This is a genomic window from Sphingomonas sp. 8AM (genome assembly GCF_902506455.1).
Taxonomy (GTDB): domain Bacteria; phylum Pseudomonadota; class Alphaproteobacteria; order Sphingomonadales; family Sphingomonadaceae; genus Sphingomonas.
The window spans coordinates 1839591-1860418 of the sequence record NZ_LR733844.1 but is presented as its reverse complement, the minus strand read 5'-3'; the positions used below and the strand labels follow the sequence as shown (position 1 = coordinate 1860418).

19 protein-coding genes are annotated in these 20828 nt (G+C 67.7%); 8 read left to right on the top strand and 11 right to left on the bottom strand.

The window, feature by feature from the left end:
* Positions 1 to 12 precede the first annotated feature (12 nt).
* Positions 13 to 1296 (top strand): citrate synthase, encoded by a 1284-nt coding sequence (gene gltA, locus BACI71_RS08820; protein ID WP_159757713.1) that lies wholly within the window; start codon positions 13 to 15, stop codon positions 1294 to 1296.
* A gap of 6 nt (positions 1297 to 1302) precedes the next feature.
* Positions 1303 to 1503, top strand: coding sequence for a hypothetical protein (locus BACI71_RS08815; protein WP_159757710.1), 201 nt, complete (start codon positions 1303 to 1305; stop codon positions 1501 to 1503).
* Here BACI71_RS08815 and BACI71_RS08810 read toward each other — a convergent pair.
* The 3 genes from BACI71_RS08810 to BACI71_RS08800 all read right to left on the bottom strand — a co-directional run bounded on the left by BACI71_RS08810 (position 1453) and on the right by BACI71_RS08800 (position 5148).
* Entirely contained in the window at positions 1453 to 2832 is a 1380-nt protein-coding gene (locus tag BACI71_RS08810; protein WP_159757707.1) for a sensor histidine kinase, read from the bottom strand. The genes BACI71_RS08815 and BACI71_RS08810 overlap by 51 nt on opposite strands.
* Positions 2829 to 3899 (bottom strand): DUF2336 domain-containing protein, encoded by a 1071-nt coding sequence (locus tag BACI71_RS08805; RefSeq protein ID WP_159757704.1) that lies wholly within the window; start codon positions 3897 to 3899, stop codon positions 2829 to 2831. The genes BACI71_RS08810 and BACI71_RS08805 overlap by 4 nt, the downstream gene beginning before the upstream one ends.
* A gap of 64 nt (positions 3900 to 3963) precedes the next feature.
* Positions 3964 to 5148, bottom strand: a complete 1185-nt coding sequence (locus BACI71_RS08800; RefSeq protein WP_159757701.1) for a hypothetical protein — start codon at positions 5146 to 5148, stop codon at positions 3964 to 3966.
* 227 nt (positions 5149 to 5375) lie between these two features.
* Between BACI71_RS08800 and BACI71_RS08795 the strand changes: the two genes are divergently transcribed.
* Complete coding sequence (locus BACI71_RS08795; protein ID WP_236552910.1) at positions 5376 to 7574, top strand: hypothetical protein; 2199 nt, start codon at positions 5376 to 5378, stop codon at positions 7572 to 7574.
* 24 nt (positions 7575 to 7598) lie between these two features.
* Here the strand turns inward: BACI71_RS08795 and BACI71_RS08790 are convergent, their stop codons facing one another.
* Positions 7599 to 8291, bottom strand: coding sequence for a PAS domain-containing protein (locus tag BACI71_RS08790; protein WP_159757695.1), 693 nt, complete (start codon positions 8289 to 8291; stop codon positions 7599 to 7601).
* 117 nt (positions 8292 to 8408) lie between these two features.
* A complete protein-coding gene (locus BACI71_RS08785) occupies positions 8409 to 9233 on the bottom strand; it encodes a class I mannose-6-phosphate isomerase (RefSeq protein ID WP_159757692.1) in 825 nt (274 codons plus the stop codon).
* A gap of 119 nt (positions 9234 to 9352) precedes the next feature.
* Here BACI71_RS08785 and bamD point away from each other — a divergent pair, with 119 nt between their 5' ends.
* Both bamD and recN read left to right on the top strand, forming a co-directional pair.
* A complete protein-coding gene (gene bamD, locus BACI71_RS08780; RefSeq protein ID WP_159757689.1) occupies positions 9353 to 10351 on the top strand; it encodes an outer membrane protein assembly factor BamD in 999 nt (332 codons plus the stop codon).
* 64 nt (positions 10352 to 10415) lie between these two features.
* Entirely contained in the window at positions 10416 to 12071 is a 1656-nt protein-coding gene (gene recN / locus BACI71_RS08775; protein ID WP_159757686.1) for a DNA repair protein RecN, read from the top strand.
* A 160-nt stretch (positions 12072 to 12231) separates the two neighbouring features.
* On the opposite strand, the gene BACI71_RS08770 is transcribed toward recN, so the two are convergent.
* The gene (locus tag BACI71_RS08770) at positions 12232 to 12510 is read right to left on the bottom strand and encodes a winged helix-turn-helix transcriptional regulator (RefSeq protein WP_201297338.1); all 279 of its coding nucleotides are present in this window, start codon (positions 12508 to 12510) and stop codon (positions 12232 to 12234) included.
* Between the two features lie 165 nt (positions 12511 to 12675).
* On the opposite strand from BACI71_RS08770, the gene BACI71_RS08765 reads away from it, so the two are divergent.
* Together BACI71_RS08765 and BACI71_RS08760 are read left to right on the top strand one after the other, a co-directional pair.
* Positions 12676 to 12813, top strand: a complete 138-nt coding sequence (locus BACI71_RS08765) for a hypothetical protein (protein ID WP_201297337.1) — start codon at positions 12676 to 12678, stop codon at positions 12811 to 12813.
* A complete protein-coding gene (locus BACI71_RS08760) occupies positions 12783 to 13307 on the top strand; it encodes a glutathione binding-like protein (RefSeq protein ID WP_201297336.1) in 525 nt (174 codons plus the stop codon). The genes BACI71_RS08765 and BACI71_RS08760 overlap by 31 nt, the downstream gene beginning before the upstream one ends.
* 49 nt (positions 13308 to 13356) lie before the next feature.
* Here BACI71_RS08760 and BACI71_RS08755 read toward each other — a convergent pair whose 3' ends face one another.
* Both BACI71_RS08755 and BACI71_RS08750 read right to left on the bottom strand, forming a co-directional pair.
* Positions 13357 to 13674 carry a hypothetical protein gene (locus tag BACI71_RS08755; protein ID WP_236552909.1) on the bottom strand — a complete coding sequence of 106 codons (318 nt, stop codon included), beginning with the start codon at positions 13672 to 13674 and terminating at the stop codon, positions 13357 to 13359.
* A 32-nt stretch (positions 13675 to 13706) separates the two neighbouring features.
* Positions 13707 to 15170, bottom strand: coding sequence for a L,D-transpeptidase family protein (locus BACI71_RS08750; RefSeq protein ID WP_236552908.1), 1464 nt, complete (start codon positions 15168 to 15170; stop codon positions 13707 to 13709).
* Between the two features lie 191 nt (positions 15171 to 15361).
* Here BACI71_RS08750 and BACI71_RS08745 point away from each other — a divergent pair, with 191 nt between their 5' ends.
* On the top strand, positions 15362 to 18091 hold the full coding sequence (locus tag BACI71_RS08745; RefSeq protein WP_159757683.1) for a TonB-dependent receptor: 2730 nt from the start codon (positions 15362 to 15364) through the stop codon (positions 18089 to 18091).
* A 173-nt stretch (positions 18092 to 18264) separates the two neighbouring features.
* On the opposite strand, the gene BACI71_RS08740 is transcribed toward BACI71_RS08745, so the two are convergent.
* From BACI71_RS08740 to recA, 3 genes are all read right to left on the bottom strand, one after another.
* Complete coding sequence (locus BACI71_RS08740) at positions 18265 to 18912, bottom strand: glutathione S-transferase family protein (protein ID WP_159757680.1); 648 nt, start codon at positions 18910 to 18912, stop codon at positions 18265 to 18267.
* Positions 18909 to 19499: a class I SAM-dependent methyltransferase gene (locus BACI71_RS08735; protein WP_159757677.1), complete on the bottom strand. Its 591-nt coding sequence runs from the start codon at positions 19497 to 19499 to the stop codon at positions 18909 to 18911. The genes BACI71_RS08740 and BACI71_RS08735 overlap by 4 nt, the downstream gene beginning before the upstream one ends.
* 160 nt (positions 19500 to 19659) lie before the next feature.
* A complete protein-coding gene (recA, locus tag BACI71_RS08730; protein WP_159757674.1) occupies positions 19660 to 20733 on the bottom strand; it encodes a recombinase RecA in 1074 nt (357 codons plus the stop codon).
* Between the last annotated feature and the right edge of the window lie 95 nt (positions 20734 to 20828).

Here is a 20828-nt window from a genome sequence, read left to right as displayed (position 1 = left end):
CAGGAGAAGATCATGACCGAAGCCGCCAAGTTCACGCTGTCGGGCAACGAGCTCGACTATCCGGTCCTCTCGGGCTCCGTCGGCCCGGACGTCGTCGACATCCGCAAGCTGTACGCGCAGACCGGCGCCTTCACCTACGATCCGGGTTTCACCTCGACCGCCTCGTGCCAGTCGAAGCTGACCTATATCGACGGTGACGAAGGCGTCCTGCTCCACCGGGGCTATCCGATCGGCGAGCTGGCCGAACAGTCGAGCTTCATGGAAGTCTGCTACCTGCTGCTCAACGGCGAGTTGCCGGATCAGGGCGAGCTCGACTCCTTCTCGCGCACGATCACCCGCCACACGATGGTTCATGAGCAGCTAGCGCAGTTCTTCCGCGGCTTCCGTCGCGACGCGCATCCGATGGCGATCATGTGCGGCGTCGTCGGCGCGCTGTCGGCCTTCTACCACGATTCGACCGACATCCACGATCCGCAGCAGCGCATGATCGCGTCGCACCGGCTGATCGCCAAGATGCCGACGATCGCGGCGATGGCGTACAAGTACAGCGTCGGACAGCCGTTCCTGTATCCCGACAACTCGCTGTCCTACACCGGCAACTTCCTGCGCATGACCTTCGGCGTCCCGGCCGAGCCCTATGTGGTGAACCCGGCGGTCGAGAAGGCGATGGATCGGATCTTCATCCTCCACGCCGATCACGAGCAGAACGCGTCGACCTCGACCGTCCGTCTGGCCGGGTCGTCGGGCGCGAACCCGTTCGCGTGCATCGCGGCCGGCATCGCCTGCCTGTGGGGGCCGGCGCACGGCGGCGCGAACGAGGCAGCGCTCAACATGCTGCACGAGATTGGCACGCCGGAGCGCATCCCCGAGTTCATCGCGCGCGCCAAGGACAAGAACGATCCGTTCCGCCTGATGGGCTTCGGCCACCGCGTGTACAAGAACTACGATCCGCGCGCGACCGTCATGCAGAAGACGGTGCGCGAGGTGTTCGAAGCGCTCAACGTCCAGGACCCGCTGTTCGAGACCGCGCTGCGGCTGGAAGAGATCGCGCTCAACGATCCGTATTTCGTCGAGAAGAAGCTGTTCCCGAATGTCGATTTCTACTCGGGCGTGATCCTGTCGGCGATCGGCTTCCCGACCAGCATGTTCACCGTGCTGTTCGCGCTGGCGCGCACCGTCGGCTGGGTGGCGCAGTGGAACGAGATGATCACCGACCCCGACCAGAAGATCGGCCGTCCGCGTCAGCTCTACACCGGCCCGACGCAGCGCAGCTACGTTCCGGTCGCGCAGCGCTAGGCCCGCATGTTCCGGCTCCGCCCGCTCCTGACCATCGTCGGCGTGCTCTGCACGCTGATGGGCGCTTTGTGGATCGCGCAGGGGCTGGGTTATGTGAACTGGCCGCGCTCCAGCTTCATGCTGGGGCGCGGCATCTGGGCCGATTACGGCAGCGGCCTAGCGATCTTCGGCTTGCTGCTGGTCCTGCTCGCCCGGCGCCTGCGCTGACGCCGCGGGCAGCGCGAGCGTGAAGCACGCGCCCTGTCCGATCTCGCTTTCCACGGTCAGCGACCCGCCCATCGCCTGCGCGAGCCGCCGCGCGATATAGAGACCCAGGCCGCTGCCGCCCGGCACGCTGTCGTCGCCGCGCACGAACTTTTCGAAGATCCGCGATTGCTCGTGTACCGCGATGCCGCGCCCCTCGTCACAGACGATTAGCCGCACCTGCGCGTCGCGGCGCCGCGCGCGCAACCGCACCACCCCGCCCGCCGGCGAGTAATCCACCGCGTTGCTCAGCAGGTTGACGACGATTTGCAACGCGCGCCGATAATCGCCGAACGCAAGCGCGCCGGCCTCGCCCGCCAGCGGCGCGATCATCACCCCCCGCTCCGCCGCGCGCGCAGCGAGAAGGCCCGTTCCTTCGCGGGCCAGCGTCGCCAGATCGATCGCGTCGCGCGCCACCGCCAAGTCGCCGCGCTCGATCGCCTCCATGTCGACCAGATCGTCGACCAGTCCCAGCAGATGCCGCCCCGCGCTGGCGATGTCGGCAGCATAGTCGCGATAATGCGGGTCGAGTGCGCCGTCGGCGGCAGCGCCAATGCTTTCGGCCTGCGCGATGATCGTATCGAGCGGCGCCCGCAGGACGCGGTGCAGCCGCGCATTGAACGCGCCGGTCAGCCCGTCGCGCACGCCGGCAGCGACCCCGGTATAAACCCCGCCCACGAAGCCCGCGAAGCCGCCCGCCGCGTCGTAGCGGACCCGTCCGGCCAGTGCGACATGCGCCCCGCTGGCGCGAACCATCGCGGCCTGCCCCGCGAAGTCGCGCACGTTCGAGATTGCCTCCAGCAGCGGCATCGCACCGTCACCTCGCGCCTCCAGCACGAACAGCTTCGTCATGGGCAGCCCGAGAACCGCGACGGGATCGATCCCGTGCCGCGCCACCGCCGCGGCATCAACCCGCAGCACGCGCAGCCCGGCATCGACTTCCCACGACCAGGCAGCGTCGGCGGGCGGCTCTGCGGCGACGATCGCACCCGGCGCCAACGCCGTGGTCGGCCGTTCGCGCAGTAGCGAGGCGGCGAGTGCCACCGTCGCGTCCTCGCCGGGCACCGCACGGACGTGCCATTCCCCGTCGCAGTCTTCGTCTCCGATCGTGATGATTCGTGCCACCGGGACGCGCAACCCGCGCGCGATCCGCACCAGCGCGCCGACTGCGGCCAGCGCCAGCCCGGCCCCGGTTCGTCCGCCGGCCCGATCGTTGAGCTGGACGAAGCGGGCGTCGCCGCTCAGCACGCGGTCGTCGGCGTCGAGCAACGCGTGAAACGATCCGCGGGTCACGCCCGGCTGCGCTCGACCGGGCCGCGCTGCGCCAGCGCACGGACCGCCGCGCGGAAGTCGTAGGGTAGCCGCAATGTCGCGATCGCCTCCGCCGCCGCGCCCGGGTCGAGCGCACCGAGTGGATCGAGCACCTCAATCAGCATCGTCAGGTCGCGCTCGCGATCGGCCTCGGACAGCAGGAAACCGGCGCGCGCGATCGCGTCGCGGTTGAGCCCGGCGGCGCGGAGCGCCAGCCACAACCGATCGCTCGCGGAATCGAGCACCAGCGATTGCGCCGCCTCGACATCGATGGCGATCGCCTCGGCGAGCAGCGCCGCGAACAGCGGCAGCCGCGCGCTTTCCAGCGCGCGTACCATCAACGTCCCGCGGTTGGCCTCGGTCGGCGCCAGCGCGCGCGCCAGTCGCGCCGCGACCTCGCTCATCTGCCACTCGCCCGCCCGCGCGATGCGGTGCTGCGCCGCCTCGCACAAGGCCATGTCCGCCGCGACCCCGCCCTCCGCACCGAGCCGCTCGCGCAACGCCGCGGCCACCCACCAGACGATGCGTGCCTGCACCGCGGCCGGCAACACCGCGCGCCGCCCCTCGCCACCGACGCGCCGCATCCCGTCGGTCAGCAGATAATCGCTCGCCGCCGCCCGCTGCGCCGCGTCGCCATGCTCGATCAGCATCGTGACGATCGTCGCCCCCGCATCTGGCGCACGCAGCGCCGCCAGCGACTCATCGAGCAGGTCGACGCGCGCCTGTGCGATCAGCGCCCCGATCAGGTCCGAGTCGCGCATCAACCCGGCATCGAGCAGCCGCGGCCACGCCAGCGAGCGATTCGAACCGAGCACCGCGGCCGCCTCACGACGCCCGACCGCCATCAGCGCGCGTGCGGCATCGGCGGACACCTGCTGCTCGGTGGCACCGATCGTCGTCTCGGCCAGTCGCAGCGTCGCCGCGCGAGTGCGATCATCCAATCGCCCGGGTTGCGAGAGGAAAATATCCTCTACCGCCACGGCCAGCCGCTGCGCAGCCGCACGTTCCGCGTCGGCGGCGTACGAGGCAAGCCGCGCCGGATCGCCCATGACGCTGGCATGAGGAGAAGGGGCCGACATACGCCCCGGTTAGCGCACGTTCGTTAAAGCCGGGCTAAGCCTTGCGAAGCCGCTCCACCGCCGCAACCAGCGTCGCGACCGCATAACCCGCGACCGCCGCGATGCCGAGCGTCGGATAACCCAGCAAGGCAAACAGCGTCAGCACCGCCAGATAGGCGGGGGCTACGCCCCACCACGGTCTGCGACCCCCGGCACTCGCCGCACGCTCTCCCACCCCGCCCGCGACCAGCGCGAGCAGCGCCAGCAGCCGCGCCGTGGTCGTCGCTGCGGTGCCATCGACGACCTGCGCCAGCAGCAGCACCGCCAGCGCGGGCGCGACCAGGATCGCGACCCGATTGGCGCGGAGTAGTCCGGGTTCGTCGCGGAACAACGCAAGCGCGCCGGCCAGTTCGGCGCCGAGCACGCTGACCAGCACCAGTGCCAGTCCAAGCCCCGTGAAGCCGGCACCGACCGTCACCAGCCCCGCCGCCATCGCTGCGCCCGCCGTGGCGCTGCATGCCTCGGTACCGATCCCGTGGCGCGCGATCCACGGGATCGCCATCCGTGCAAGCGGGCGCAGCACCAGCCGCTCGAACCAACTGGGTCGCACCGCCATGGACGCCGACAGCACGGCCCGACCGCGTTCCTCGAGCGCCACTGCGCGGCGCTCGATGCCGTGCCCCATCGCCATATTGTCGAGCCGCAGCGTTACATAGCGCGCGCCGGCCTGTTCGGCGGCGTGGAGCAGCGTCGATTGGAGGTCGTAATCCTCCGGCAGCCGCGCGGCGTCGGCCACGCGCCCGGCGTCGATCCGCGCCACCCCCGCCCAGGCCGCACCGCCGCCGACCCGCTCGAAGGTCGTTCCCGCCTGCGTGCCCGGCACCACCAGCAGCGCGTCACCCGCTTCGCCTGCCATCCGGATCACGACGTCCTCGGTGGTAACCAGCCCGTCCGCGATCATCACGACCCGCGCCAACGGGTGGAGCTTCGCCAGCGCGTCGGCGGCGCTCCGCACGGTATCCACCGCCACCCCGCGCCGTCCGATCCGCGCCAGCGCGCCGATCAGCTCGGGCGTCAGCCGCGAAACGACGACCACGATCTGCGCCACGTCGCACGCCACCAGCAATCGTGCCTGGTATTCGATCAGCGTCGCCGCCGCGAACGGCAGTGTGGCCGCGAGCATCCCGGAGCGATCCTCCGCTTCGTGGGTCGCGAATAACAGGCCAGCCAGCATGGTCATGGCTGTTAGGGGGGCGGCGAACCGCTGGCAACAATCCCCGACCTGACCGCCGCTTGCGCCGAACCGAGCCGGGAAAGCCGGCCGAAACGGGTTTCCGCGGACGGTAAACGTGTTACACCCGCGTGATGAACGGGGGGCCGTCTTCCATTTACGACATTCGACCGGCTGGCGCCGAGGCGCCGGCAGAGCCATTCGTCCTGACGCCGTATGCGGAGCCGCAAGAGTACGTGACCGATCCCGTCTTCTCCGACGATGAGGGCGCCGCCGCGCCGTTGCGTCGTCGTACCGTATTGGGATGGGTCGCGGTCGTGCTCGCGATCGGCTGGATCGCGGCCTTGCTGTGGATCGCGCGCGACGCGCTCACAACGATGCCGGTGCTCTCACTCGCGCAATTCGGCGCCGCCGCGGCAACGGTGCCGGCGCTGGCCGGGATCATCTGGCTGCTGACGCTGCGCACCAGCGATGCCGAGGCGCGCCGTTTCGGTGCGACCGCGCGGGCGATGCGGACCGAATCACTTGCGCTCGAAAGCGCGGTCGCGGCGCTCGGCGACGAGATCGAGGAACGCCGCGGCGCGCTGGCCGAGCAAGTGCGGCTGCTCACCGCGCTCGGCGATGCGGCAACGGCGCGGCTGGCGACGATCGGCGACGAACTGTCGACCGAGATCGCACGCGCCGACGCCCATGCGCGCGCGCTGGTGAACGCCACCGGTCATGCCGCCGAGCAGCTCGAGGCACTGCTCGGTGCGCTGCCGCGTGCGACCGACGAAACCCGCACGCTCGCCGCGACGATCGATCAGGCCGGGCTTGTTGCCTACGAACATAGTGCTGCGCTCGACGCGCAGGTCGCCGCGCTCGCGGCCCGCGGTCGTGAGGCGGAAAGCGTTGCGGGTGGCGCGGCCGAGAAGCTCGCCGCCTATATGCAGCGGATGGAGGCGACCAGCGCCACCGCCGGGCTGCGCCTCGAAGGCGTCACCTCCGATGCCGCGGTCGCGGTCGACGGGCTGCTTGAACGCACTGCCACTGCGATCGACGAATCGCGCAAGGGTATCGTTGCGCAGGGCGAGGCGATGCTGGCGATGGTCACCGCCAGTCAGCAGGCACTCGATCATGCCGCACGCGGCAGTGCCGAGGCGCTCAGCGAGCGGATCGCACTGGTCGAGATCGTGATCGAGCGGATCGCGGCGCGCCTCGATGCGCAGCGGGGCGCGGGTGAGATGCTGTTCAGCACGCTCGACGAAGCGATCGACCAGGCCGGCGCGCGCTTCGACGCGCTCCATACCGACGGTACCGAGCGCAGCCGGCAATTGGCGGCAACGATCAGCGCGCTGCAGGCGACCACCGAGGCGCTGATTGCGGCAATGGACAGCGGCAACGGCACCGCCGAGCGCACGATCGCCACCACCGAGCACCTGCTCGTCGCGCTTGACGCCGCAGCGCGCGAGATGGACGAGACGATGCCCGACGCGATCGCACGGCTCGAATCGCGGGTCGGTTCGACCAAGCAGGTGATCGTGGCCGCAAAGCCGGAGTTGCTAGCGCTGGTCACCGCCGCCGAAAGCACGCATGACGCGATCGAGGCGGTCGCGCAGGTTGTCGCCGAGCAGCGGCAGACCGTCGAGACGCTGACGTCGCGGCTGAGTGAGGGGCTGGAGCGCGGCCGTGCGCAGGCCGGACTGATCGGTGACGCGGTCGAGGATGCCACCCGCCGCGCCGACGATCTTGCCGAGAAAGCCGCGCCGCGGTTGCTCGAGGCGTTGCTGCGGGTTCGCGAAACCGCCGCTGCCGCTGCCGAGCACGCGCGCGAGGCGCTGGCCCGCGTGATACCCGAAGCGGCTGACGCGCTGGAGAGTGCCGGGGTCAAGGCACTGGAGCGCGCGATTGAAAGCGGTGTACAGCAGCAGGTCGAGCAGGTCGCCCGTATCTCCGAAACCGCGGTGGTTGCGGCCAGCCGTGCCGGCGAACGCCTCCAGACGCAGCTTGATGGTATCGAGGCGACGATCGCCCAGATCGACCGCCGGCTGGAGGAAGCGCGTACCGCCACCGAGGAGAACGAGCGCGACACCTTCGCGCGCCGCGCCTCGCTGCTGATCGAGTCGCTCAACTCGGCGTCGATTGACCTTACCCGGACCTTCGCGCCGGAGATTTCCGACAGTGCCTGGGCAGCCTATCTCAAGGGTGATCGCGGCGTCTTTACGCGGCGCGCGGTGCGGTTGCTGGACGGCTCGGAACAGCGCGACGTCGCACGCCTGTATGACGAGGACGGCAACTTCCGCGAACAGGTTAACCGCTATATCCACGATTTCGAGGCAATGCTGCGGACGATCCTTGCCCAGCCCGATGCCTCGCCACTGGGGGTGACCTTGCTGTCATCCGACATGGGCAAATTGTACGTCGCGCTGGCGCAGGCGATCGAACGCCTGCGCTAAACCCGCGGTCCGTCTAGCCGACGATCAGAGACTTTCGGCCGCGAGCAGATAGTTGCGCATTCGCAGTGATCCGGACGCTGTCATCCGCAGCCGGATCCTGCGCCGGTCGTCCGGATCGGGATCGCGCACGATCCAGTCGCGCTCGACCAGCATCGCGATCTGGCGCAGCGCGGTGGTCAGGGGCGCCCCCGATGCGATCGCCGCGCTGGTGGTATAGGTGTGACGCCCGGCCAGATCCTGTGCAAAGAGGTCCAGCAGCAGATCGAACGCCGGCTCGCCGAACATCTCGTCCTCGAAATGATGCGTGCGCAACCGCCGCTTGGCGAGGATGCGCTCGGCCGACTTCCGCAGCAGCCGCGTCTCGTCCTCGGCCGGCGGTCCGTCGATCAGCTCCACGGTCGCCATCATCCGCCGCGTGCGTCCGGCATGGAAGAGGCTGATATGATTGGTAACCCACAAGGGTCGTCCATCCGCACCGATATAGCGCTTGGTGATCGAGAATGGCACGCCTCCCGTCATCAGCGCGTTGGCACGTTCGCGATTGATGTCGCGATCGTCGGGATGAGTCAGTTCGAGTACGTCGCGCCCGATCAGCGCGTCGCGCGCATAGCCGAGCGCCGTTCCATAATCCTCGTCAGCATCAACGATGCGGAGTTGCTCGTCGGTGAGACAGCTCAGCAATTTCCGCGCCCCGGCCCGGTCGACGGCCCGTTCCATGTCCCCGATTTCCCTGTCCTGCGATGGCGCGTCCCGGCCGGCGGCCAGGCGCGTTTCACGCAAACATCACAAGGAAATCATGGCAACGCAATATGGTTGTGGTCGCGCACCGGGCGGTCAAAGTCGTTTGTCGCCCGGATAGGCAAAGAGCAGGTCGGCGTCCTCGGAGGCATGAAGCTGCTCGTTGCCGGTCACCGTCACGCATTCGCCGGCCTTCCACGCCACCCCCGCCAGGACACCCTCGCCGCGGATCGGGACCAGCCAGCCGGTCGTACCAGAAGGCAGCGCGATGTCGCGGTTGCCGCCAGTCCAGCGTTCCAGCACAAATTTCGGCCCTTCGACCAGGATCCTGCGTCCAGGCGCGACCTCGCCGGGCTGCGGGGGGGCAACATAGGGGTTGAGGTCGGCGACCGCGACTCCGTCATCGAGGTGCAATTCGCGCGGGCGGCCGTAATCGAACAGCCGATACGTGGTGTCAGAATTCTGCTGCACCTCGATCACGGTCAGCCCGGCACCGATCGCGTGGATCAACCCGGAATGCGAATAGTAGAAATCGCCCGCTTTCACAGGCTTCCAGTCGAGCTTCTGCTCAAGACTGCCATCCTCGGCGGACGCGCGCAGCTCCTCCCGGGTCATCGGCGCCAGGGGACCGACCGCGATCGTCGATTCGGGTTCGGCGGCAAGGACTGTCCAGCATTCGTCCTTGCCGCGCGGCAGGCCGCGTTTCTGCGCCTCTTCGTCCGACGGATGATCCTGCACGGACAGCTTCTCGCTCGTGAAAAGATATTTGATGAGCAGTTCGGGCTCTTCCGGGTGCGGCGACTGGAACCAGATCTCACCGATCGGCTCACCATCCGGCGCCGGATCGGCGAAGCCGGGATACAGATGGTGCCGCCCCCACGGCTTTTCGACGCGTTTGGTGGCGAGCAGGGTCGCGGGCATGAGCGTAATCCTTCCTTCCGGGTCGCTGACGGGCGCATCAACGCGTTCCCGCTAGCCACTGTTGCGCGTGCGCGAAAGCCGTTGTTCGCGGGGGTTCCTCTAAGCTAAGAGCCAAGGCGATGCGTACCCTCACCCTTCGCCCGCTCCCCACCCGTTCGCTCGCGATCGGGGTTGCCGCTGCCCTGGCGGTCTTGCTCGCCGGTTGTTCGGGCGGATCGCGCAACCGTGCCGACCTCCCCTATGTCGCACGCGACGTCGGTACGCTTTACTCCGCCGCCAAGCAGCGGCTCGATCAGGGGCGCTACAAGGAAGCCGCGGCGCTCTTCGACGAGGTCGAGCGCCAGCACCCCTATTCGGTATGGGCACGCCGCGCGCAGTTGATGGGCGCGTTCAGCTATTATCTGAGCGGTGATTACACGCAGGCGATTCAGGGCGCGCAGCGTTTCCTGTCGGTGCACCCCGGCAACCGCGACGCGCCCTACGCCTATTATCTCGTCGCGATGAGCTATTACGAGCAGATCAGCGACGTCACCCGCGACCAGAAGATCACCCAGCAGTCGCTCGATGCGCTCGGCGAACTAATGCGCCGCTATCCCACCTCCCGCTACGCCGCCGATGCGCGACTGAAGCAGGATCTGGTCCGCGACCACCTGGCGGGCAAGGAAATGGAGATCGGTCGCTTCTACGAGCGCCGTCGCCAGTGGCTGGCCGCGACGCTGCGCTTCCGTCGCGTTGTCGACCAGTATCAGACCACCACCCACACCCCCGAAGCGCTGATGCGGCTGACGGAGGGCTATCTGGCGCTCGGCGTTCGCAACGAAGCGGAAAAGTCAGCCGCGGTGCTCGGCGCCAACTATCCCGGGACCGACTGGTACGGCCGCGCCTACAAGCTCATGAAGGAAAACCCGCCGGCGACGATCGCGCCGCTGGCGCCCGGTCAGCCGATCGTCGCTACGCCGGTGCGCGCCGCGGTTCCCGGCGAGGCAACCGGCGCCGCACCCAAGGCCGATGCGCCGTTGCCGGCCACCCCGGCGACGACCGGGGGTGACGCACAGGCAGGCGTGCCGACACCGGGGGTCAGCTCGCCGTCGCCCACCACAAACCCGACCGGCGGCTGATCGCGTCCCGCGGGAACAAAAAGGGTAACCAACCGCGTTTTTTGCGGGTAAGGAGCGGCTGCCCATGCTGACCGCGCTTGCCATTCGTGACGTCGTGCTGATCGAGGCGCTGGAGCTGGAGTTCGGCCCCGGCCTCGGGGTGCTGACCGGTGAGACCGGCGCGGGCAAGTCGATCCTGCTCGATGCGCTGGGGCTCGCGCTCGGCCGGCGCGGCGAAAGCACGCTGGTCCGGACCGGCGCGACGCAGGCGGTGGTGACCGCGACCTTCGACACGCCGCCGGCGGTCGCCGCGCTGCTCACCGACAACGGGCTGGAGATCGATCCCGGCGAACCGCTCATCATCCGTCGCCTGGTCAAGGCCGACGGTGGCAGCAGAGCGTTCGTCAACGACCAGCCCGCCTCCGCGGCCTTACTACGCGAGATCGGGCCAATGCTGGTCGAGATTCACGGCCAGCACGACGATCGCGGTCTGCTCGCCGCGCCCGGGCACCGCGCCTTGCTCGACAGCTACGCGGGGCGTGGCATCCGCGACGTCGCCAGCGCCTATGCGGTATGGCGTGAGGCGGGTGGGGCGCTGGCCGAGGCTCGCAACGCGATCGCGACCGCGCAGGCCGATCGCGACTGGCTCGAACATGCCGTTGCCGAACTGGAGGCGCTCGCCGCCGAACCCGGCGAGGAAGAGACGCTCGCCGAGCGCCGTCGAGGGATGCAGCGCGCCGAGAAGAGCGCGGGCGAGCTGGAAACGGTCACCGAACATCTCGAAGGCAGCGCCGGGGCGCTGAGCCACCTGCGGCAGGCGGCGCGCGTGCTGGAGCGAATCGCCGACGATCACCCCGCGCTGGGCGAGGCGCTGGCGGCGATCGACCGCGCGCTGATCGAGGGGGCGGTGGCCGAGGAGAAGCTGCGCGATGCCGCGGTGGCGCTGCTCTACGATCCGCGCCAGCTCGAAGAGGATGAGGCACGGCTCTTCGAATTGCGCGCGATGGCGCGCAAGCACCGCGTCCAGCCCGACGCGCTTGCCGCGCTCGCCACGGAATTGCGCGATCGGCTTGTGCGGCTCGATGCCGGCGAACAGGGGCTTGCCGATCTGGAAGCGGCGGTGGCGCGGGCGCGTACCGCCTACGATCGTGCTGCCGAACAGCTTACCGCGATCCGCACCGAGGCCGCGGCGCGGCTCGACGCGGCGGTGGCAGGCGAGCTGGCGCCGCTGAAGCTCGATGCCGCGCGCTTCCGCACGGTGGTGGCGCCGCTGCCCGAGAGCGAATGGTCGGCGGCGGGGCGGGACCGGGTCGAGTTCGAGATCGCCACCAACCCCGGCGCGCCGTTCGGACCGCTCGCCAAGATCGCGTCGGGCGGCGAGCTGTCGCGGTTCATCCTTGCGTTGAAGGTCGCGCTCGCCGAGCAGGGCGGCGCGGCGACGATGATCTTCGACGAGATCGACCGTGGCGTCGGCGGTGCGGTGGCGAGCGCCATCGGGGAGCGGCTCGGGCGGCTGGCGCAGGCGACGCAGTTGCTGGTCGTCACGCACAGCCCACAGGTCGCTGCACGCGGCGCGACGCACCTGCTGATCGCGAAGGCCAGCGACGGCACGGTGACCCGCACCGGTGTGCGCCCGCTGGATGCGGAGGGACGTCGCGAGGAGATCGCACGAATGCTGTCTGGCGCGACGGTGACGCCGGAAGCGCGCGCACAGGCGGAGCGGTTGCTGGAGACGGCCTGAGTGGGGGCTCGTCGTACGTCAGGCAAAAGCGACGAAATACCCTTTCATATCGCGTCTCAGCACTGGACCCCAACCCACTTTACGGGCGCGCCGTCCAGAAGCTTGCGATTCCCGAATTAGGCCGGGGGGGGGGGCGCGGCGAGGCTGACAGGTCAGACCCTCAATCGCGCTCCTTCAGCCAGAGGCCGAAGGTTCGCATAACCTCGACAACCGGGATCAGGCGCGCACCGTCAGCGGTCAACTCGTATTGGACGGTCACCGGCACGGTCGGGAAAACGGTCCGCGCTACAAAGCCGGCCGCTTCCAGAGCCCGCAGATCAAGCGTCAGCATCCGTTGCGAGATCGCGGGAATGGATCGACGCAAGTCACTGTAACGCCGTGGCCCGTCAACAAGGTAGGAGACGATCAGCAATCGCCAGCGGCCGCCGAGCAACCGCATAGCCTCTTCAACCGAACACCCCGTTACGCTGCGCCTCACCGGAACCAACCGCAAGTTTCAAATTTGTCGCCAAGACACATATTACTGCCTTCTTCCAGGGAAGCGGCACTTCGGCAAGATGCAGTGATTGGGACGGGTCAGTCCCGCGCCATCCAGGAGCCGTCCGTGAAGCTGTATTACATGCCTGCTGCCTGCTCGCTCGCACCGCACATCATTCTTCGCGAGCTCGAAATTACGGCCGACCTGATCCGGGTGGATCACAAGAGTCGTCGATGGATGACGGACGAGATTTCAACGAGCTGAATGCGTTAGGCTATGTGCCCCTGCTCCAGCTCGACGACGGCACCTTGCTTCGTGAAGGCCCCGCGATCCTCCAATATCTCGCCGACCTGAGACCCGAGCGCGACCTTGCTCCCGAAAACGGCACGATGGCACGTTATCGATTGCAGGAGTGGCTGAACTTCCTGACTTCGGAAATCCACAAGGGATTCATTCCGCTGCTCTATGCGCGCTTGGCCGGGAGCTACGGCACCGCCATTGCCAAACCGAAGCTGGAGGCACGCTTCGCGTGGCTCAACGACACCCTTGCCGATCGGCACTATCTTATGGGTGACGCTTTCACGGTCGCCGATGCCTATCTCTATTCGCTCGTCCAATGGGGACAGGCGGCGTGGCTTGAGCCAACCTATCGAGCTGACATCCACTATGACACGCTCCACCATCTGAAGTCGTGGTACGGGCGGGTCAGAGCCCGACCCGCTGTCCGTGAGGCGCTTGATGCCGAAGGGCTGCGCTGAAAAAAGGGCACGACAGAGGACCGTGGATCCTCAATCGCGCGCCCTCCGTTTAGTCCCGCCGCCGGGTCTCTGCCGGCGCGGTATCGACCTCATCCTCACGGCCGCTACGATCGCTGCGCGCGGTCATCCCCGTCGCGGAGGCGTCGTCCATCATCTGGGCGTCGGGTGCGGCGTCCTCAGGCGGCGGGAGGATCGCGGTGTCATTGCCCGGCGTCGGCGTCGGTTCGACGATAGGCGTTGGTTCCTCGGTCGGCGTCGGCTCGGGAGTTGGTTCGAGTTCCTGCACGGTCATGTTCATCTCGGGCGGCTCGGGCTCCGACTTCGAGCAGCCTGCCACGCCCAGACCCAAGAGCGCGACCAACGCCAACCGATGCCGCCATACCATCATTCGTGCTTCCTTCACTTCGCCGCCAGCGCCTGCGCGGCGGACCGTCGCTCGACCGTAGCAGCCAGTTTGCCGTCCCAGCCATAGGGATCTTCGCGAAAGCCGACCTGCCCATCCGCGCCCGCAAACGCCGACCAGTACAGCAGATAGACGCTGACCGGCTCGGCCATCTTGGCGCGCACCGTCTTGCCGGCGGCCACCGCCGAGTCGATCGCGTCGGGCTGCCAGTCGGGTGTGGTCGCCATCAGCAGCTTGGCGAGATCCTCGGGCTTCTCCAGCCGGACACAGCCGTGGCTGGCGAGCCGGTCGAACTTCGAGAAGCCGGACCGCGCCGGGGTGTCGTGGAGATAGACCGCAAAGTCGTTCGGGAAATCGAACTTGAACCGCCCCAGCGCGCTCTGCTCTGACGCTTGCTGCAGCCGCTTGCCGCCGTCGCCGGTGTCGATCACGCGAAAGCCGTTGCGCTTCAGATAGCCCGGATTGGCGCGCTCCTTCGGCCACAATTCCTTGGTGGCGATCGAGCTGGGCACATTCCACGGCGGGTTGATGACGATGCTGCTGATCTGCGACACCAGCATCGGCGTCTCGTTGCCCGGCCGACCGGTGACCGCGCGCATCGACATGATCGGGCGGTCGCCGTCGAACGCCGTCAGCACCGCCGCGGCGATGTTGACCTGCACGCGCCGACGGTCGAGCGTCGGCGGCAGCCAGCGCCAGCGCTCCAGATTGGCCATGATCGACTGGATACGCTGCTCGACCGGCACGTTGAGCGCGGCGAGCGTCTGCGCGCCGACCTGCCCGGCGGGGTTGAGGCCGTAGCGACGCTGCGCGCGACGCACCGCCTCCAGCAACGCCGCGTCGAAGCGGTCGCCGGTGCCGGTCAGTTCTGGATCCTCGATCGCCAGCCGCTCGCGCAGCCGCCCCACCGCAGGCCCGCTGCTGCCATATGCCGGCGCGACGCTCAGCGTCGGCCAGCCGCCCGCCGCCGCGATCTTGCGGTAACGCGCCAGCCCTTCGACCAAGGTGTCATATCCCTGATAAGGCGGTGCAAGCGAGCGCATCCATGTCGTCAGCCGGTCGCGCGCGACTGCGTCGGTAAAGCCCGGCAGCGGGTCATAGGCGGTCGGGCGGATCCCCCAGTCCTTCTGGAAATCGGACGGCATCAACCGCCCGCCGTGCACCGCGCGGGCGTGGTCGAGCGCCACCCGGGCTAGCGACGCATTGTCGAGCCGGTCGAGATCTGTGCGTGCGGTGCGGCTTAGTCCCTGTGCCACCTCGTCCTTGGCGATCAACCGCGCCAGCTCCTGTCGCTGGGCGTCGCTGAGCGTCGGCAGGGGCAACTGCGGTTGAACGAGCGGGATCGGTGTCGGCGCGGCGGATTCCGGCGTGACCGGCACCTGCGCGATGGAGGGGGCCGCGACGGCGAGCGCGGCGAGCAAAAGGCTACCGGAGGCAAACGAGATCATGACCGCGCGCATATCACCTTTGATTCGCCGGGTTGAGAGGCCGAATCGCACAAACGCGATTGCGGGGAGATCTCTGCCCGGGGTTCCGCACGCGTCAACGAACCAGCGCGCGAAAGGACGCGAACGGTTGCGTTAACCATTCCTTATCCGTGCGCACCTACCAGCATCGTCACAATCGGGCGTGAATGGCGAGGGGATCCAGGATGCGTAAGGCGCGTTTGTATCGGTCAGTGGCGGTGGTCGCGGTTCTGGCGGCGCCCGCCGCTGCGCAGGATTTGCGCGGATCGGCGGCCAATCAGCCGAAAGATGCGACGCAGGCAGCATCCCCCAACACCGCTGACATCGTCGTGACCGCCACCCGCCGCTCCGAACGGCTGTCGAATGTGCCGATCGCGGTATCGGCCTTCGGGCAGGCTGCGCTCCAGAATTCGGGCGCGACCGACATCCGCCAGATGACCCAGATTGCCCCGTCGCTGCTGGTCAGCTCGACTGGTAGCGAGGCCAATGCCTCGGCGCGCATCCGCGGCGTCGGGACGGTCGGCGACAACCCGGGGCTGGAAAGCTCGGTCGCGGTGTTCATCGACGGCATCTATCGCAGCCGCACCGGGTCGGGACTCAACGACCTCGGCGAGGTCGAGCGCATCGAGGTGCTGCGCGGGCCGCAGGGCACGCTGTCGGGTCGCAATTCCTCGGCGGGCGCGATCAGCATCTATACCAAGCTGCCCGAGTTCAAGTTCGGCGGCATGGGCGAAGTCAGCTACGGCAATTACGACGCCGTCCGCGTGCAGGGTGCGCTGACCGGGCCGGTCATCAAGGATCTGCTCGCGTTCCGCATCGACGGCGTCGCCAGCCGGCGCGACGGCTTCCTCACCGACGTCATCAACAAGACCGACTTCAACAACCGCGACCGGTACTTCGTGCGCGGACAGTTGCTCTTCACGATCACCCCCGATCTCGCGGTGCGTTTCATCGGCGATTACACGCGGCGCGACGAGAAGTGCTGCGGTGCGGTCTATGCCGACACCCGCGAGAAGACCGATCCCTCGCCGGGCACGCCGGGCGATTACGCGATCAGCGCTGCCAACCCGATCACCGGCATCCTGCGCAGCCTCGGCGGCGTACTGCCCAGCGAAGGTGACCCGTACAACCGCCGGATCGCCCAGACCGTTGGGCGCGCTTATAGCAACCTGACCACCGATGGCGGATTGTCGATGCGCGTCCGCTGGAACCTCGGCGCGACACAACTCACCTCGCTGACCGCCTATCGCGAATACAAATCGGGTGGCGCAGGCGATATGGATTATTCCACCGTCGACCTGATCTATCGCCCCGACGACGGCAACAACTATCGCCAGTTCAAGGTCTTCAGCCACGAGAGCCGCTTCTCCGGCACAATCCTCGACAACAAGCTCGACTGGCTGATCGGCGGTTACTACGCGCACGAAAACCTCGCGCTGGTCGATAATCTCCACTTCGGCGCGCAATATGGCGCATTCGCCGCGTGCCGCGCGGTGCTGTCGATCAACCCCGCCGCGGCGCTGCGCAACGCCGCCAACCCGGGGTGCCTGAGCACCGCCGGTCGTGCCGCACTGACCGCCGGGATCGGCGGCGTTGCTGTGGGCGGGCTCGACCGGCTGAGCACACTCAACAATCTCGGCAGCCTGCGCGACGTCTATCGCCAGACCAGCGAGAATTTCGCCTTCTTCACGCACAACATCTATCGCTTGACCGACCGCCTCAATTTCACGGTCGGGCTGCGCTACACCAACGAGCACAAGACGCTGGCGGCCGGGTTCAACAACAACAACACCATCTGCCCGGCGCAGCAGGCGGCGCTGCGCCCGCTGCTCGCCAGCAACATCGCCGCGCTGCGCTCGGTCGCGGGCGGGATCATCACGTTGTCATGCATCGGCAATTCGACTGCGGCACTGACCAACGTCGCACTAGGCGACCAGATTCGCGAGGGCCAGTTGACAGGGACGGGCGTCGTTTCGTGGAAGCCGTTCGATTCAACGCTGTTCTACGCCTCCTACGCGCGCGGCTATAAGGCCGGCGGCTACAATCTCGACCGCTCCGACCTGAGCGAGACGGTGCTGAGCACGCCGCCCGCGTCGAACGTCCGCAATCTGCGCTTCGACCCCGAGACGGTGAACGCCTATGAGCTGGGGCTGAAATACACCTCGCGGCAGTTCACCGCCAATGTTGCGGCGTTCCGATCAGAGTTCACCAACTTCCAGCTCAACACCTTTAACGGTACCAATTACATCGTCCAGAACATCGGCGGCTGCGACAAGCCGCTGAACGGAACGGATCGCGATAACTCCAGCACCACCGGCACGTGCACGGGCAAGGTCGGCAAGGGGCTGGTGACGCAGGGCGTCGAACTCGAGGTCGGCATGTACCCGACACCCGACGTGACGGTGAACCTCGGCTACACGCTTGCCGATGCCAAATATGCGCGCAACCTGGTCGGCAGCAAGGCCGGCGAGCCGTTGAGCGCGGCGCTGTTCCTGTTGCCTGGCGCGCAGATGTCGAATGCCCCGCGCCACACCGTCACCAGCTCGGTCAGCTGGACTCCGGCACTTGGCGGTAACGGCGTAAGTGCCCTGTTCTACGTCGACGGACGCATGACCAGCGACTACAACACCGGGTCGGACCTGTTCTTCGAGAAGCGGCAGGACGGCTTCTTTCTTATGAACGCGCGCATCGGCGTGCGCGGCGACGAACAGCGGTGGGCGGTCGAGTTGTGGGCGCAGAACCTGCTCGACACCAACTATCAGCAGGTCGCGTTCAGCGCCCCGTTCCAGGGCGCCGGTTCGCAATCGCAGGTGCAGGCTTTCGGCAGCCCCAGCTTTGCGACCGCCAATTCGCTGTTCACCTCGTTCCTGGGCGAGCCGCGGACCTATGGACTGACGTTGCGCACGCGCTTCTGAGCGCACGAAAGAAGGCTGACCCCCCGTCTGGTCACGTTGCGTTGCCGCCCCGGCCCCGGGGCGGTGATCGCTCAGGCCGGCAGCGTGGTGCTTCCGCACTGAAGTCGATCCCGCGCGACATGACGTACCTCGATCGGGAGGAAAAACGATGAGTGACGACGTCTACCCGCCACTCACGCATAGGCGTACGGGCCGCCGGCCGTGAGCGCACGCTGATAGGCCGGGCGGGCATGGATGCGCTCCAGCCAGCCAAGCGTATTGGGCCGGCTGGCGTCGAGCCCGGCGCGGCTGCGCGCCGCCTCGATCGGGAAGCTCATCATGATGTCGGCCGCGGTGAAGGTGTCACCGGCGAACCACGGATGATCGGCGAGCGATGCCTCGACATAATCGAGATGTCGGTCGATCATCGGCTGGATCTGCGCGGCGACCCGCGAGCCGACCAGCGGAATGCGGGACACGATCAGCTTGACCAGCAGCGGCGGCATCAACGAGCCCTCCGCATAGTGTAGCCAGAATCGATACGCGAGCGCAGCGTCGCGCTTGGACGGCGCACCCAGCGTTCCGTCGGCGCGATCGACGAGATATTCGACGATCGCGCCGGTTTCGGCGATCACGCGCGGACCGGTCGAACCGTGCGCCGCCCGATCCTCGATCACCGGCGACTTGCCGAGTGGATGGACGCGGCGCAATTCGGACGGGGCGAGCATCGTCTCCCGGTCGCGCTCGTAGCGTTTTACCTCGTAGGGCAGTTCAAGCTCCTCGAGCATCCACAGAATGCGCTGCGAGCGGGAATTCTCGAGATGGTGGACGATGATCGTCATGCAGCTTCCTTCCCCGCGCGCGCGGTTACGATCCGTATCGCAGCGGAGAACGTGACCGCGCCCTCCCGTATCCGCGTTGCGAACAGATCCAGCAGCGCCGCCTCCTGTTGCGCGCGATCGGACGGGTGGCTGGCGGCGAGCAACGCGGCGAGCGGCCCCGGGGCGTAGCCCTCCGCGGTCGGCGACATCTGGCCAACGGCACTTTCAGGGGCGGTTACCCACTCATTTTCCGCCCGCGGGGCGAAACAGGAGAAGACCAGCGGCGCACCCGGGGTCACAGTGGCGCGAAGCGCTACGAAGGCGGAGGCCGGATCGGTGAAGAACATCAGGCCGTGCCGCGAGACCAGCAGGTCGAGAGGGACAAGCGTTGGCAGCACTTTCAAGACATCGCCAACGACAAAGGTCGCGGCGGCAGGGACGCCTTTGCGGTCCATCCCCGCTCCCGCGTCCGGCACCGCGCGGGCGCGCGCGATCGCGATCAGCGCCGGCGACAGGTCGATGCCGGTAACGCGCAGCCCCGGTTGGGTCGCGGCAAGCGCGAGCGTCGTGTCGCCGATCCCGCATCCCAGATCGGCAGCGCGCCCCACGGGCGGGGCAACGGAGGCAATTGCCGCATCAAGCGCCGCCGCGACGCCCGCAAACGCGCGCCCGGTGCGCGCATGCTCCTCCGCTCAGACAGTGCCGACCCGCCCGCGCCAATCGCCGGCGCTCGTCATTCAAGGCGGGTCCGGTTCGACATTGCCGGGATCAGACGTCGTCGTCCTCGCTCGGCCCCGCCATCATTCCGTCGGCAACCTGCTCGGTGCGGCCGCGAATCGCCTTTTCCAGCCGATCCTTCATCTCGGGATTTTCGCGCAGGAAGTTCTTGGCGTTCTCACGTCCCTGCCCGATCCGCACCGAGTCATAGGAGAACCACGCACCGGCCTTCTCGACCAGCCCGGCCTTGACGCCGATATCGAGGATCTCGCCGATCTTCGAGATGCCCTCGCCGTACATGATGTCGAACTCGACCTGCTTGAACGGCGGTGCCACCTTGTTCTTGACGACCTTGACGCGGGTGGCGTTGCCGATCACTTCGTCGCGGTCCTTGATCGCGCCGGTGCGGCGGATATCGAGGCGGACCGAGGCGTAGAACTTCAGCGCGTTGCCGCCGGTCGTCGTCTCCGGGTTGCCGTACATCACGCCGATCTTCATGCGCAGCTGGTTGATGAAGATCACCATGCAGCGCGAGCGGCTGATCGAGCCGGTCAGCTTGCGCAGGCTCTGCGACATCAGCCGGGCCTGAAGGCCGACGTGACTGTCGCCCATCTCGCCCTCGATCTCGGCGCGCGGCACCAGCGCGGCGACCGAATCGACCACCAGCACGTCGATGGCGTTCGAGCGCACCAACGTATCGACGATCTCCAGCGCCTGCTCGCCAGTGTCGGGCTGCGAGACGATCAGCTCGTCGATGTTGACGCCCAGCTTCTTGGCATAGACCGGGTCGAGCGCGTGTTCGGCGTCGACGAAGGCGGCGGTGCCGCCGTTCTTCTGCGCCTCGGCAATGACGTGGAGCGCAAGCGTGGTCTTGCCCGAGCTTTCCGGACCATAGACCTCGATCACGCGCCCGCGCGGCAACCCGCCGACGCCGAGCGCGATATCGAGCCCGAGCGAGCCGGTCGAGATCGCCTCGACCTGCATCGTCTCCTTCTGCCCCAGCTTCATCGCCGAGCCCTTGCCGAAGGCGCGATCGATCTGCGCCAGCGCGGCGTCGAGCGCCTTTTGACGGTCTGTATTCGCGGTTGCCATGCCGGTATCGATCACCTGAAGTTTGGCGGCCATTGCCGTGGAGCCTTTCGCTAGAGCAACCGCGCGCCGCATTCAACGCGCCGCACTGGTGTATTCACTTTGTTCCAAAAGAACAAGTAGCGAACTTT